The organism is Streptomyces sp. NPDC058045, assembly GCF_042885635.1.
GTDB lineage: Bacteria > Actinomycetota > Actinomycetes > Streptomycetales > Streptomycetaceae > Streptomyces.
In genome coordinates this window covers 88040-102531 of sequence record NZ_JBHVRR010000007.1, presented here as the reverse complement: position 1 = coordinate 102531, position 14492 = coordinate 88040, and the positions used below count along the sequence as shown (strand labels likewise).

Annotated in this window: 12 protein-coding genes; 5 read left to right on the top strand and 7 right to left on the bottom strand. The window is 71.7% G+C overall.

The window, feature by feature from the left end; all coding sequences use genetic code 11:
- The first annotated feature begins 55 nt into the window (after nt 1–55).
- Nucleotides 56–1882 (top strand): acyl-CoA dehydrogenase, encoded by a 1827-nt coding sequence (locus ACFVST_RS06930; RefSeq protein ID WP_390147616.1) that lies wholly within the window; start codon nt 56–58, stop codon nt 1880–1882.
- 110 nt (nt 1883–1992) lie between these two features.
- On the top strand, nt 1993–3312 hold the full coding sequence (locus ACFVST_RS06925) for a M18 family aminopeptidase (RefSeq protein WP_390147614.1): 1320 nt from the start codon (nt 1993–1995) through the stop codon (nt 3310–3312).
- A gap of 47 nt (nt 3313–3359) precedes the next feature.
- Here the strand turns inward: ACFVST_RS06925 and ACFVST_RS06920 are convergent, their stop codons facing one another.
- Nucleotides 3360–5192: an NHL domain-containing thioredoxin family protein gene (locus tag ACFVST_RS06920; protein ID WP_390147612.1), complete on the bottom strand. Its 1833-nt coding sequence runs from the start codon at nt 5190–5192 to the stop codon at nt 3360–3362.
- Nucleotides 5193–5254: 62 nt separating this feature from the next.
- Between ACFVST_RS06920 and ACFVST_RS06915 the strand changes: the two genes are divergently transcribed.
- On the top strand, nt 5255–5749 hold the full coding sequence (locus ACFVST_RS06915; RefSeq protein ID WP_390147610.1) for an LURP-one-related/scramblase family protein: 495 nt from the start codon (nt 5255–5257) through the stop codon (nt 5747–5749).
- Between the two features lie 30 nt (nt 5750–5779).
- Here ACFVST_RS06915 and ACFVST_RS06910 read toward each other — a convergent pair whose 3' ends face one another.
- Nucleotides 5780–6583 (bottom strand): carbon-nitrogen family hydrolase, encoded by an 804-nt coding sequence (locus ACFVST_RS06910; protein WP_390147608.1) that lies wholly within the window; start codon nt 6581–6583, stop codon nt 5780–5782.
- A gap of 156 nt (nt 6584–6739) precedes the next feature.
- Between ACFVST_RS06910 and ACFVST_RS06905 the strand changes: the two genes are divergently transcribed.
- Nucleotides 6740–7564 (top strand): maleylpyruvate isomerase family mycothiol-dependent enzyme, encoded by an 825-nt coding sequence (locus ACFVST_RS06905; RefSeq protein WP_390147606.1) that lies wholly within the window; start codon nt 6740–6742, stop codon nt 7562–7564.
- Between the two features lie 89 nt (nt 7565–7653).
- On the opposite strand, the gene ACFVST_RS06900 is transcribed toward ACFVST_RS06905, so the two are convergent.
- From ACFVST_RS06900 to pdhA, 5 genes are all read right to left on the bottom strand, one after another.
- The gene (locus ACFVST_RS06900; RefSeq protein WP_390147604.1) at nt 7654–8976 is read right to left on the bottom strand and encodes a nitrate/nitrite transporter; all 1323 of its coding nucleotides are present in this window, start codon (nt 8974–8976) and stop codon (nt 7654–7656) included.
- The gene (locus tag ACFVST_RS06895; RefSeq protein WP_390147602.1) at nt 8973–9671 is read right to left on the bottom strand and encodes a GntR family transcriptional regulator; all 699 of its coding nucleotides are present in this window, start codon (nt 9669–9671) and stop codon (nt 8973–8975) included. The genes ACFVST_RS06900 and ACFVST_RS06895 overlap by 4 nt, the downstream gene beginning before the upstream one ends.
- A gap of 114 nt (nt 9672–9785) precedes the next feature.
- Nucleotides 9786–11255, bottom strand: coding sequence for a dihydrolipoamide acetyltransferase family protein (locus ACFVST_RS06890; protein WP_390147600.1), 1470 nt, complete (start codon nt 11253–11255; stop codon nt 9786–9788).
- A gap of 13 nt (nt 11256–11268) precedes the next feature.
- Nucleotides 11269–12249, bottom strand: coding sequence for an alpha-ketoacid dehydrogenase subunit beta (locus tag ACFVST_RS06885; protein WP_390147598.1), 981 nt, complete (start codon nt 12247–12249; stop codon nt 11269–11271).
- A 2-nt stretch (nt 12250–12251) separates the two neighbouring features.
- Nucleotides 12252–13439, bottom strand: a complete 1188-nt coding sequence (gene pdhA / locus ACFVST_RS06880) for a pyruvate dehydrogenase (acetyl-transferring) E1 component subunit alpha (protein WP_390147596.1) — start codon at nt 13437–13439, stop codon at nt 12252–12254.
- Nucleotides 13440–13802: 363 nt separating this feature from the next.
- Between pdhA and ACFVST_RS06875 the strand changes: the two genes are divergently transcribed.
- The gene (locus ACFVST_RS06875; RefSeq protein WP_390147594.1) at nt 13803–14462 is read left to right on the top strand and encodes a response regulator; all 660 of its coding nucleotides are present in this window, start codon (nt 13803–13805) and stop codon (nt 14460–14462) included.
- The last annotated feature ends 30 nt before the right edge of the window (nt 14463–14492 follow it).

The window sequence follows — 14492 nt, the reverse complement described above, 5'->3', positions numbered from 1 at the left end:
TAGCATCATCGGAGTCCGACGAACCAGTAGCTTGCTGATTTACGGAGCCGTTGCCATGGGCCACTACAAGTCGAATCTCCGCGACATCGAGTTCAACCTCTTCGAGGTGCTCGGCCGCGACAAGCTGTACGGCAGCGGCCCGTTCACGGAGATGGACACCGAGACCGCCAAGAGCGTCCTCGCCGAGCTGAACCGCCTCGCCGAGAACGAACTCGCCGAGTCCTACGCCGACTCGGACCGCAACCCGCCGGTCTTCGACCCGGAGACCAGCACCGCGCCGGTCCCCGCGTCGTTCAAGAAGAGCTACCGCGCCTTCATGGACTCCGAGTACTGGCGGCTTGGTCTGCCCGAGGAGGTCGGCGGCACCCCCGCGCCGCCCAGCCTGCTCTGGGGCTACGCCGAGCTGGTCCTCGGCGCCAACCCGGCGATCTGGATGTACGCCTCGGGCTCGGCCTTCGCCCGCATCCTCTTCCAGGAGGGCAACGAGCAGCAGAAGAAGACCGCCGCGCTCTCCGTCGAGCGGCAGTGGGGCTCCACCATGGTCCTCACCGAGCCGGACGCCGGCTCCGACGTCGGCGCCAGCCGCACCAGGGCCGTGCAGCAGGCGGACGGCTCCTGGCACATCGAGGGCGTCAAGCGCTTCATCACCTCGGGCGAGCACGACCTGGCGGAGAACATCCTCCACTACGTCCTCGCCCGCCCCGAGGGCGCCGGCCCCGGCACCAAGGGCCTCTCCCTCTTCCTGGTGCCCAAGTACGAGTTCGACCCCGAGACCGGTGAACTCGGGGAGCGCAACGGCGTCTACGCCACCAACGTCGAGCACAAGATGGGCCTCAAGGTCTCCAACACCTGCGAGATGACCTTCGGCGACCGGCACCCCGCCAAGGGCTGGCTGATCGGCGACAAGCACGACGGCATCCGCCAGATGTTCCGCATCATCGAGATGGCCCGCATGATGGTCGGCACCAAGGCCATCTCCACCCTCTCCAGCGGCTACCTCAACGTCCTGGAGTACGCCAAGGAGCGCGTCCAGGGCCCCGACCTGGCGGACTTCATGGACAAGACCGCGCCCAAGGTCACCATCACCCACCACCCCGACGTACGCCGCTCGCTGATGACGCAGAAGGCGTACGCGGAGGGGATGCGGGCCCTGGTGCTGCACACCGCCGCCGTCCAGGACGACATCGCCGTCAAGGAGGCCGCGGGCGAGGACACCTCCGCCCTGCACGCCCTGAACGACCTGCTGCTGCCCATCGTGAAGGGCTACGGCTCCGAGAAGGGCTACGAGCAGCTCGCCCAGTGCCTGCAGACGATCGGCGGCTCCGGCTTCCTCCAGGAGTACCCGATCGAGCAGTACATCCGGGACGCCAAGATCGACACCCTCTACGAGGGCACCACCGCGATCCAGGGCCAGGACTTCTTCTTCCGGAAGATCGTCCGCAACCAGGGCCAGGCGCTGAACACCCTCTCCGAGGACATCAAGAAGTTCCTGGCGCTGGCCACCGGCGGTGAGGAACTGGCCGCCGCCCGCGAGCAGTTGGCCAAGGCGGCGGTCGACCTCGAAGCCATCGTCGGCGCCATGCTCACCGACCTCACGGCCACCGAGCAGGACACCAGGAACATCTACAAGGTGGGCCTCAACACCACCCGCCTGCTGCTCGCCTCCGGTGATGTCGTGGTGGCGTACCTGCTGCTGCGCGGGGCCGCGGTGGCCATCGGGAAGCTGGAGACCGCCGGCGCCAGGGACCGGGCGTTCTACCAGGGCAAGATCGCCGCGGCGAAGTTCTTCGCCACCACGATCCTGCCGAACGTCGCCGTCCAGCGGCAGGTGGCCGAAGGCATCGACCTGGACCTGATGGACCTGCCGGAAGACGCCTTCTGAGCCCACCGCGGACCGGGATCCGCACCGGTCCCGGGCCCATCTGTCAAGGCCCGCTCCCATCCTCGGGAGCGGGCCCTCGGCTGTCGGTGCACATAGTTAAAGTGAGAACCATGAGCGATACCTCCCGCACCTCCGGTCCCCCCGCGGGCGCCCCCTTCGGCCTCGGCCACACCGACGACCTGATGTCGTTCCTGGCGGCGAGCCCCACGCCCTACCACGCGGTGGCCGGTGCCGGCGCACGGCTGGAGAAGGCCGGATTCCGGCAGCTCACCGAGACCGACTCCTGGGACGGCGGCACCGGCGGCCGGTACGTGCTCCGCGGCGGCGCCCTCATCGCCTGGTACGTGCCGGAGAACGCCACCCCCCACACCCCGTTCCGGATCGTCGGCGCCCACACCGACTCGCCCAACCTCCGCGTCAAACCGCTGCCCGACGCCGGGGCGCACGGCTGGCGCCAGGTCGCCGTGGAGATCTACGGCGGCCCCCTGCTGAACTCCTGGCTCGACCGGGACCTGGGCCTCGCCGGCCGCCTCAGCCTCCGCGACGGCACCACCCGCCTGGTCAACGTCGACCGGCCGCTGCTGCGCGTCCCGCAGCTCGCCATCCACCTCGACCGCAGCGTCAGCACCGAGGGCCTCAAGCTGGACAAGCAGCGCCACCTCCAGCCCGTCTGGGGTCTCGGCGAGCCGCACGAGGGCGAGTTGATCCGCTTCCTGGAGGAGCAGGAGGGGCTGCCCGCCGGCGAGGTCACCGGCTGGGACCTGATGGTGCACTCCGTGGAGCCGCCGGCCTACCTCGGCCGGGACCGCGAGCTGCTCGCCGGCCCCCGGATGGACAACCTCCTCTCGGTGCACGCCGGGACCGCCGCGCTCACCGCCGCTGCCGCCGACGACGAGCTGCCGTACATCCCGGTCCTGGCCGCCTTCGACCACGAGGAGAACGGCTCCCAGTCCGACACCGGCGCGGACGGGCCGCTGCTCGGCACGGTGCTGGAGCGCTCCGTCATCGCCCGCGGCGGTGGCTACGAGGACCGGGCCCGCGCCTTCGCCGGCACCATCTGCCTCTCCTCCGACACCGGCCACGCCGTCCACCCCAACTACGCCGAGCGGCACGACCCCACCCACCACCCCCGGGCGGGCGGCGGCCCCATCCTCAAGGTCAACGTCAACAACCGCTATGCGACGGACGGTTCGGGCCGCGCCGTGTTCGCCGCGGCCTGCGAGCGGGCCGGAGTGCCGTTCCAGTCCTTCGTGTCGAACAACGCGATGCCCTGCGGGACCACCATCGGCCCCATCACCGCCGCCCGGCACGGCATCCGCACCGTCGACATCGGCGTCGCCATCCTCTCCATGCACAGCGCCCGCGAGCTGTGCGCGGCGGAAGACCCCTATCTGCTGGCCAACGCCCTGACCGCGTTCCTCCGCGACTGAGCCGCGTACCGGCCCAACCGGCCCTGACCGGCCAGGAGTTGACCGGCCTACTGGGTGTCGAGCCCGGCCAGTACCAACGGCAGGCGCGCCACCCCGGCCGGGGACTGCCGGACCGGCACCCCCCAGTCCTGCTGGTGCACATGGCAGGCCGGGTACACCTTGTCCGGGTCGTCGTCGCAGGACGCGGCCATGGCCGAGACATGCAGCACCCCCTCCGGCACCGCCGGGTCCAGCTCCAGGGTGCGGGCCAGCTCGGTACCGGCGCCCTCCCCCGCGAGCAGCAGCTCCGGCGGGGTCGCCGAGACCAGCAGCCGGGTGGCGGGGCCGAGGGAGGTGTCCAGCTTCTGGCCCGCGGGCGCCTGGAACACCACCTCCAGCCGGAGCCGGCCCACGGCCACCTCGGTCGCCGCCCGCCGCGTACGGTGCGCCACGCCCTCCACGCGCACCGCCTCCTCGGGCAGCCGCAGCCGGGTCAGCCGGTGCCGGGCCGACTCGACGACCACCACGTCCGCACCCGCGACCACCGCGTCCGAGGGCTCCCGCAGATCGGTGGCGAGCGTGGTCAGCTCACCGGTCGCCGGGTCGAAGCGGCGCAGCGCGTGGTTGTAGGTGTCGCAGACCGCGACCGAGCCGTCCGGTAGCGCGGTCACGCCCAACGGGTGCTGGAGCAGGGCCTGTTCGGCGGGCCCGTCGCGGTGGCCGAAGTCGAAGAGGCCGGTGCCGACCGCGGTGTGCACCACGCCCTCCGGGTCCACCCAGCGCAGCGCCGAGGTCTCCGAGTCCGCCACCCACAGCCGGTCCCCGGCCGCGGCGAGACCCGAGGGCTGCGCGAACCAGGCCTCGTGTCCCGGGCCGTCCACCAGCCCCTCGTTGGTGGTACCGGCCGCCACCGCCACCGTGCCCGCCACCGGGTCGTACGTCCACAACTGGTGGACACCCGCCATCGCGATCCACACCCGGCCGCCGAAGAGCGCCACATCCCACGGGGAGGACAGCGCGATCTCGCGGGCCGGGCCCTCGGTGGGGGCGCCCTGCCACCACTGGCGGCCGGTGCCGGCCAGGGTGGCGACCACACCGGTGGCGAGGTCGAGACGGCGCAGCGCGTGGTTGACGGTGTCCGCGACGACCACCGTCGCCTCGTCCAGCAGGGCCAGGCCCTGGGGTTCGTTGAACGCGGCGGTGCCGGGCGGCCCGTCGGTGAGGCCGCGACTGCCGGAACCGATCCGCCGCAGCACGCTCTCCCCGTCCGCCGCCAGCTCCACCACCTGGTGCCGGGTGGTGTCGGAGACCAGCAGATTCCCCGACGGCAGCAGCAACGCCTTGCCGGGGAAGCGGAGTTCACCGGCGACCGGCTCCGGCGGCACATAGGGGCCCGCGCCGCGGCGCAGGGTGCCCTTCGCGGTGTGCTCCTCCTCCAGCCGGGCCACCAGCCGCTCGATGGCGTGCGCATGACCCTCACCGGCGTGCTGGGCGACCACATACCCCTCCGGGTCGACCACCACCAGCGTGGGCCAGGCCCGTACCGCGTACTGCTTCCAGGTGGCCAGCTCCGGATCGTCCAGCACCGGGTGCTCCACGCCGTACCGCTCGACCGCGTCCACCACCGCCGTGTGCTCCGCCTCATGCGCGAACTTCGGCGAGTGCACCCCGACGATCACCACGGTGTCCCGGTGCTTCTCCTCCAACTCCCGCAGTTCGTCCAGGACATGGAGGCAGTTGACGCAGCAGAAGGTCCAGAAGTCGAGGACCACGACGCGGCCGCGCAGGTCGGCCAGGGTGAGGTCGCGGCCGCCGGTGTTGAGCCAGCCGCCCCGGCCGGTCAGCTCGGGGGCGCGGACCCGGGGAGTGCGGGGCTCGGGGGCGGGGGCGGTGTCGTCCATTCCTCCAGGGTGCCATCCGGTCCTGCGGCGCCCGTGGGCGGCGGTGGGGGAGGATGCCGGGTATGAAACTCCTCGTACGGGACCGGATCCTGGGCATCGGCGACGACTACTGGATCGAGGACGAGCACGGCCGCAAGGTCTTCCTCGTCGACGGCAAGGCGATGCGCCTGCGGGACACCTTCGAGCTGAAGGATCTCGACGGCACTGTGCTGGTGCGCATCCGGCAGAAGATGCTGGCGCTGCGCGAGACCATGACCCTGGAGCGGGACGGCGAACCGCTCGCCAAGATCCACCGCAAGTTCCTCTCCCTGCTCCGCAACCACTTCCGGGTGGACCTGGCCGACGGCAGCGAACTCGACGTCAGCGGCAAGATCATGGACCGCGAGTTCGCCGTCGAGTACGACGGCGAACTGCTCGCCGACATCTCCCGCCGCTGGCTGCATGTGCGGGACACCTACGGCGTGGAGATCGTGCGCGACGACGCCGATCCGGCGCTGCTGGTCGCGGTCGCGGTGGCCGTGATCCATATGTCGGAGAAGGAGCGGGAGGAACACTGAACGCGGGCCGCCCGGAGGGTGGTTGAGCGGCTAGCCCGGCGTGGGGAGGCCGAGGACGCGGTCCTTGAGGGCGGGGAACTGCTCCCGTGTCCCGGCCACCCGCGCCGGATCGAAGTCGGCGGTGAGCACGCACTCCCCGGCGCCCGCCTCCGCCAGCACCTCGCCCCAGGGGTCGACGACCACACTGTGGCCGGCCTGCGCCACCCCGGCGTGGCTGCCCGCGGTGCCGCAGGCCAGTACATACGCCTGGTTCTCCACGGCGCGGGCGCGGGCCAGCAGGGACCAGTGGGCGCGGCGCCGCTCCGGCCAGCCCGCGGGTACCACCAGCACCTCGGCCCCGGCGTCCACCAGGCCCCGGAAGAGTTCGGGGAAGCGCAGGTCGTAGCAGGTGGCGAGGCCGATGGTGGTGTCCGGCAGGTCGGCGGTGACCAGTTCGCTCCCGGCGCTCATCAGGACCGCCTCGCCCTTGTCGAAGCCGAAGCGGTGGATCTTGCGGTAGCTGGCGGCGAGACGGCCGTCGGGGGAGAAGACCAGCGAGGTGTTGTAGAGACGGGTACGGCCGCCGGGCGCCGGTGCGCGTTCCGGGACGGAACCGGCGTGCAGCCAGACCCCGGCGTCCCGCGCGGCCTCGGCCATCGCGGTGCGGGTGGGGCCGTGCAACTCCTCCGCCTCGGTGCCGAAGTCCGCGTAGGCGAAGGCGCCGGTGGTCCACAACTCGGGGAGTACGACCAGGTCGGCGGCGGACTGCTCGCGTACCAGAGCGGCCGTTCTGCGGCGGCGTGCCTCGGTGGTCTCGTCGTCGTTCACGTCGATCTGGATCAGGGAGGCGCGCACGATACCACCGTCCTGGCTCTGAAGCCTTGGAAACCGACCTACGATCGTCACACGAAAGGACTGCAGGGATACCTGCAGTCAGCGTACTGTCCATGCGGGGGAATCCCCGCACCCCACCGTCCACCCGCCGCACGCACACTCCGCCCGAGGGGATCTGTGACTCTCCATCCCAGCCTTCAGACCTACGCCGACGCCTGGAGCCATTCCGTAGAGGCGATATCCGAGCTAGTGGGGCCGCTCACGGAGGGGGAGTGGAACCAGCAGACGCCGTGCCCCGGCTGGTCGGTGCGGGACATCGTCTCCCATGTGATCGGTGTGGACTGCGAGATGCTGGGCGATCCGCGGCCCATCCACACCCTCCCCCGCGACCTGCACCATGTGCAGAACGAGGCGCAGCGCTACCAGGAGGTCCAGGTCGACGTGCGGCGCCACCACACGGCGCCGGAGATGACGTCCGAGCTGGAGTACACGGTGATCCGGCGGAACCGGCAGTTGCGGAACGAGTCACGGCAGCCGGACACCGTGGTACGCGGCCCGCGGGGCGCCGAGGAGACCCTTGAACAGGCCATGCGGAGGCGGGCGTTCGACATCTGGGTGCATGAGCAGGACCTGCGCGCGGCACTGCGCGCGCCCGGCAATCTCGACTCCCCCGGCGCGTACGTGGCGCGTGACCGCCTGGTGGAGGCGCTGCCCATGGTCGTCGCCAAGAAGGCCGCGGCGCCCGCCAACTGCGCGGTGGTCTTCGATGTACACGGCCCGATCGAGTTCCTGCGCACGGTGCGGGTGAACGCCGAGGGACGCGGCTCGGTGGACGGCGCGCCCTCCCTGGGCCCCCTGGTCACCCTCGGCATGGACTGGGAGACCTTCGTCCGCCTCGCCTGCGGCCGGGTCACCCCGCAGGCCGTCGCGGACCGGGTGAAGGCGGAGGGCGACGACGCCCTCGCCGCGGCCATCCTCCGCGAACTGCCCGTCACGCCCTAGCAGTTCGACCGGCCACGTCCATCCGCTGCGGGCGGGCCGCCCCCGACCCGGCCCGCCCGAGGCCACGCGCCCGCGCCCTCGCCGGAGCCTCAGACCGGGACGTGGACCGAGGTGACGCGGCTGGTCACCAGGTGGTCCCGCTCGCGGGCGGCGGCGCGGTGGCGGAGCCGGAGCATCTGGCTCAGGCCCAGCGCCTCCAGTACGAACACCGCGCAGAAGGCGAGGCGGTAGTCGTCGCCGGTCGCGTCCAGCAGGACGCCGATGGCGAGCAGCGTCGTCATCGAGGCGGTGAAACCGCCCATGTTGACGATGCCGGAGGCGGTGCCCTGACGCTCCGGCGGGTTGGCCGGGCGGGCGAAGTCGAAGCCGATCATCGAGGCGGGGCCGCAGGCGCCGAGCACCGCGCAGAGCACGACCAGCAGCCCCATCGGCGCGTGGTCTCCCGGCCAGGCCAGGGTGAGCGCCCACAGTGCCGCCGTCCCGCCGACCGTGCCCAGTGCCAGCGGCAGCCGGGCCGCCTGGTGCCGGGCCACGAGCTGCCCGTAGGCCAGGCCGATCACCATGTTGGAGACGACCACCAGGGTCAGCAGCCCGCCCGCGGTGGAGCGCGACAGGCCCTGGGCCTCGACCAGGAACGGTATCCCCCACAGCAGCAGGAAGACCATCGCGGGGAACTGGGTGGTGAAGTGGGTCCACATACCGAGCCGGGTGCCGGGCTCCCGCCAGGACGCGGCGATGAGCCCGCGCGCACGGGGCCGGCCCCCGCCCGACCGGGACGGCGGCGCGGGCGCGAAGCCCTCCGGGTGGTCCTTGAGGAAGAGCAGCGTCAGCACCAGGACGACGCCCCCGGCCAGGGAGCTGCCGGCGAACGCGGTGGTCCAGCCGACGCCGTGCAGCAGCCGGGCGATGACCAGGGTGGAGACCAGATTGCCCGCCATCCCCACCAGCCCGGCGAACTGCGCCACCAGCGGCCCGCGCCGGGCCGGGAACCAGCGGGTGCCGAGCCGCAGCACACTGATGAAGGTCATCGCGTCCCCGCACCCCAGCATCGCCCGCGAGGCTAGCGCCGTCCCGTACGAGGGTGCGAGGGCGAAGCCGAGCTGGCCGAGGGTGAACAGTACGGCGCCGATGGTCAGCACCCTCTTGGTGCCGAGCCGGTCGACGAGGAGGCCCACCGGTATCTGCATCCCCGCGTAGACCAGCAGTTGGAGGATGGAGAAGGTGGACAGGGCGGAGGCGTTGACATGGAAGCGGTCGGCGGCGTCCAGTCCGGCCACGCCGAGCGAGGTGCGGAAGGTGACCGCGGTGAAGTAGACGGCGACCCCGATCGACCAGACGCCGATCGCGCGGGCGCCGCCGGGCGGATCGCCGGGCAGCAGACGGGTGGACGGGACGGAGTCCCCGGTGCTCATCGGGCCTCGCCCCGGGCGAGCTGGAGCACCCGGCCCACATGCCGGTCGACCACGGCCACGGCCGCCTCGGCGTCCCCGTCGCGCAGGGCGGCGAGGATCTCCTCGTGTTCGCCGATGTTCCTGGTGACGCGCTCCGGGTGGGCGTGCATCACGGCGACGCCCATTCTCAACTGCCGGTCGCGCAACTGGTCGTAGAGGCGGGAGAGGATCTCGTTGCCGCCGTGCCGGACGATCTCGGCGTGGAAGCAGCGGTCGGTGACGGCGGCGCCGGTGAGATCGCCCGCGGCGGCCTGGTCGCGCTGCTGTGCCAGCAACTCGGCCAGCCTGGCCAGCAGTTGGGGCGGCGCGGGCACCGCTTTGCGGGCGGCGTGCGTCTCGACCAGTCTGCGGGTCTCCACCACGTCCCGGATCTCCTGCGCGGAGACCGGCAGCACCAGCGCGCCCTTCTTCGGGTAGAGCCGGATCAGCCCCTCCACCTCAAGCCGCAGCAGCGCCTCCCGTACGGGGGTGCGGGAGACGCCCACCGCGGCGGCCAGCTCGCCCTCGGTGAGGAGGGTGCCGCCCTCGTAGCTGCGATCCAGCACGCCCTGCTTGATGTGCTGGTAGACGCGGTCGGCGGCGGGCGGCTGCTTGTCGGCGGCGGGGGCGGGAAGTGCGGGCGAGGCAGAGGGTGAGGCGGACACCGGGGAGGACATGCGCACAGCATAGATACAAGAGAGGTGCATCCGCTGTCCCGTCCGCGATACGGGACGGCCCCCGCACTCCGGGTGGAGTGCGGGGGCCGGATACGCCCGAAGCCGGAGCCTGCGTCAGGACCAGGTGAACAGCCGCTGGGGCTGCTCCAGTACGGCCGCGATGTCCGCCAGGACCTTGGAGCCCAGCTCACCGTCGACCAGCCGGTGGTCGAAGGAGAGGGCGAGGGTGGTGACCTGCCGGGGCTTGACCTTGCCCTTGTGCACCCAGGGCTGGAGCTTGATCGAGCCGACGGCGAGGATCGAGGACTCCCCCGGATTGAGGATCGGGGTACCGGTGTCGACGCCGAAGACGCCGACGTTGGTGATGGTGACCGTGCCGCCCTGCATGGCACCGGGCGAGGTCTTGCCCTCCCGTGCCGTGGACACCAACTCGCCCAGTGAGGCCGCCAGTTGGGGCAGGGTCTGCCGGTCCGCGTCCTTGATGTTCGGCACCAGCAGTCCGCGCGGGGTGGCGGCGGCGATGCCCAGGTTCACATAGTGCTTGACCACGATCTCCTGGCGGGCCTCGTCCCAGGCCGCGTTGATCTCCGGATGCCGCCGGATCGCCACCAGCAGCGCCTTGGCGACGATCAGCAGCGGATTGACCCGCACCCCGCTGAACTCCGGGTCCTTGCGCAGGCGTTCGACCAGCTTCATGGTGCGGGTGACGTCCACCGTGACGAACTCGGTGACATGCGGCGCGGTGAACGCCGACCCCACCATCGCCGCCGCGGTCGCCTTCCGCACGCCCTTGATCGGCACCCGGGTCTCCCGCGCACCGGCCTCGGCGGCCGCCACGGGGGCGGGAGCCTGCGCCACGGGCGGCGCCACGGGCACTGCCGCGGGCGCCGGGGCCACGGCTTCGGCGAGCGCGGGGGCCGCCGCCGCGTGGACGTCCTCGCGGGTGATCACCCCGTCGCGGCCGGTGGGCACCACTACCGCGAGGTCCACCCCCAGGTCCTTGGCGAGCTTCCGCACCGGCGGCTTGGCCAGCGGCCGGCCCCCCTCGGTGGGAGCCGGAGCGGCCGCCGGAGCCGGAGGCGCGGCCGGAGCCGAGGGCGCGGCCGGGGCCGAGGGCGCGGCCGGGGCGGCGGGCGCCGTCGTACCGTGTCCGTTGACCCCGGCGGCCGGCTTGCGCGGACGGCGCCGGGTCGAGGACTGCGCCACCCCGTACCCGACCAGGACCGGCTGGCGCCCCTCCGGCTCCGCCGCCTCGGCGGGCGCGGGAGCCGGAACCTCGGCGGGGGCGGTGGCCGGGGCCTCCGCCGGGACGGGCGGTGCGTCACCGACCACGTCCACGGTGATGATCACCTGGCCCACGTCGACCGTGGCACCCTCCGGGTAGCGCAGCTCGTGCACCACCCCGTCGAACGGGATCGGCAGCTCGACCGCGGCCTTCGCGGTCTCCACCTCGCACACCACCTGCCCGTCGGTGACCGTGTCACCGGGCTTGACGTACCAGGTGAGGATCTCGGCCTCGGTGAGCCCCTCGCCCACGTCGGGCATCCTGAACTCACGCACGGAGGCCTCCGTCATCGTCGTCACGACCCTCCCCTTCTCAGTACGCCAGCGAGCGGTCGACGGCGTCGAGTACCCGGTCGAGGCCGGGCAGGTACTCGTCCTCCAGGCGCGCCGGCGGGTACGGGGCGTGGTAGCCGCCGACCCGCAGTACGGGCGCCTCCAGGTGGTAGAAGCAGCGCTCGGTGATCCGGGCGGCGATCTCCGCGCCGGTACCGAGGAAGACCGGTGCCTCGTGCACCACGACCAGCCGCCGGGTGCGCTCCACGGAGGACTGCACGGTGTCGAAGTCGATCGGCGACATCGACCGCAGATCCAGCACCTCCAGCGAGCGGCCCTCCTCCTCGGCCGCGGCCGCCGCCTCCAGGCACACCTTCACCATCGGCCCGTACGCGGCCAGCGTCAGATCGCTTCCCGCCCGCACCACGCGCGCGGTGTGCAGCGGGCCGGGGATGGCGTCCGTGTCGACCTCGGCCTTGTCCCAGTAGCGCCGCTTCGGCTCGAAGAAGATCACCGGGTCATCGCTCTGGATGGCCTGCTGAAGCATCCAGTAGGCGTCCGAGGCGTTCGAGGGCGAGACCACCTTCAGGCCCGCGACATGCGCGAACAGCGCCTCCGGCGACTCCGAGTGGTGCTCCACCGCGCCGATGCCGCCGCCGTACGGAATGCGGATCACGACCGGCAGCTTGATCTTGCCCAGCGCCCGTGCGTGCATCTTCGCGAGCTGCGTCACGATCTGGTCGTACGCCGGGAAGACGAAACCGTCGAACTGGATCTCCGCCACCGGCCGGTACCCGCGCAGCGCCAGACCGATGGCCGTGCCCACGATCCCGGACTCGGCGAGCGGGGTGTCGATCACCCGGCCCTCGCCGAAGTCCTTCTGCAGCCCGTCCGTCACCCGGAACACGCCGCCGAGCCGCCCCACATCCTCGCCCATGACCAGGACCTTGGGGTCGTTCTCCATCGCCGTACGCAGGGACGCGTTGATCGCCCTCGCCAGCGGAAGCTTGGTGGGTGCCATGGTCAGACGACCTCCTTGTCGGCCTGGTCGTCGGCGAACGACGCCTGGTAAGCGGCGAATTGAGCGCGCTCCTCGTCCACGAGGGCGTGCCCGTCCGCGTAGACGTTCTCGAAGATGGCGTAGCGGTCCGGGTCGGGCATGGCCCGTACCGCGTCGCGCACCCGCCTGCCCAACGTCTCGGACTCGGTGTCGAGTTCCGCGAAGAACGCTTCGTCGGCGTGGCCCTGGGACTCCAGGTGGGCGCGGAGCCGCGCGATGGGGTCCTTCGCCTCCCAGGCCTCGCGCTCCTCGTCGGCGCGGTACTTGGTCGGGTCGTCGGAGGTGGTGTGCGCGCCCATCCGGTAGGTGAACGCCTCGACCAGCGTGGGGCCTTCACCGTTGCGCGCCCGCTCCAGCGCCCACCGGGTCACCGCCAGACAGGCCAGTACGTCGTTGCCGTCGACGCGGACGCCGGGGAAGCCGAAGCCCTGGGCGCGCTGGTAGAGCGGGACCCGGGTCTGCTTCTCGGTGGGCTCGGAGATCGCCCACTGGTTGTTCTGGCAGAAGAAGACGACCGGCGCGTTGTACACGGCGGAGAAGGTGAAGGCCTCGGCCACATCGCCCTGGCTGGAGGCGCCGTCCCCGAAGTAGGCGATCACGGCCGCGTCGGCGCCGTCCTTGGCGACGCCCATCGCGTAGCCGGTGGCGTGCAGCGCCTGGGAGCCGATCACGATGGTGTACAGGTGGAAGTTGTTGCTGTTGGGGTCCCAGCCGCCGTTGTTGACCCCGCGGAACATGCCCAGCAGGTTCGTCGGGTCCACCCCGCGGCACCAGGCCACACCGTGCTCGCGGTAGGTCGGGAAGACGTAGTCGTCGTCGCGGGTGGCACGGCCGGAGCCGATCTGCGCGGCCTCCTGGCCCAGCAGCGAGGCCCACAGGCCCAGTTCGCCCTGCCGCTGGAGGGAGGTCGCCTCCGCGTCGAAGCGCCGGGTGAGCACCATGTCGCGGTAGAGCCCGCGCAGGTCCTCGGGGGTGATGTCGGAGACGTAGGCGGCGAACTCGGCGTTCCGGCCGGTGCGCGGCCTGGTCCGCTTGCCCTCGGGGGTCAGCAACTGCACCAGGTCGGGCGCTGCGCCCTTCGCCTTGCCTGTCGGGTCCTTCGCACCGGTGCGCTTACGCGGCTTGCGCGCGGCAGTGCTCTCCACGGTCACGTGTGCTCCTCCGTCGGTCCGGCCCCCGGGGTCCGCCGGGAACTCGGTTCTCCCAGGTCCCTTCTGAGCCCGGGAGAGCGGTTCGCCCGTTCCGTGCCCGCGCACGGGGTGGGGTGCGACGCAGCCGGGAACAGGCGTGACAGGTGCCCCGGCGAGCGCCCTGCAACAGCACGTTACCCAGTGCCCGCCACATCCGTGAAACCTCACCTGACCTGCGATTTTTATTGGATTTCCAAGTAAATCGCGGCGGGCTCCCCGACTGCCGGCAGTGGCGCTGGTCACAGCCTTGCAGGAGGCCGGAACACCGGCACGTTATCCCGGTCACCCCGGGCAGCGGAAGAGATCGTGTGTGACACTGATGGAGTGCCGGAAACAGCCGAAATCAGGGTGTTCCTCGTCGATGACCATGAAGTCGTGCGACGCGGAGTCCATGAACTGCTGGCCGGCGAAACGGACATCGAAGTGGTCGGCGAAGCCGGCACCGCCGCCGAGGCCCTGGCCCGTATCCCCGCCGCCCACCCCGATGTGGCGGTGCTCGACGTACGGCTCCCCGACGGCAGCGGCGTGGAGGTCTGCCGCGAGATCCGCTCCACCGACGAGCACGTCAAGTGCCTGATGCTCACCTCGTACGCGGACGACGAGGCGCTCTTCGACGCGATCATGGCGGGCGCCTCCGGCTATGTCCTCAAGGCGATCCGCGGCGAGGAACTGCTCTCCGCGGTCCGGGACGTGGCCGCGGGCAGGTCGCTCCTCGACCCGGTGGCGACCGCCCGCGTACTGGAGCGGCTGCGCTCCGGCGCCACCGGTCAGGGTGACACCCGCCTCGCCCAACTGACCGAGCAGGAGCGCCGGATCCTCGATCTGATCGGCGAGGGCCTCACCAACCGGGCCATCGGCGAGCGCCTGCACCTCGCCGAGAAGACCATCAAGAACTACGTCTCCAGCCTGCTCGCCAAGCTCGGTATGGAGCGCCGCTCGCAGGCCGCGGCCTATGTGGCGCGGATGCAGGCCGAGAAGCGCTGACCGCCGCCCCGCCCACCCCTGTCACAGACC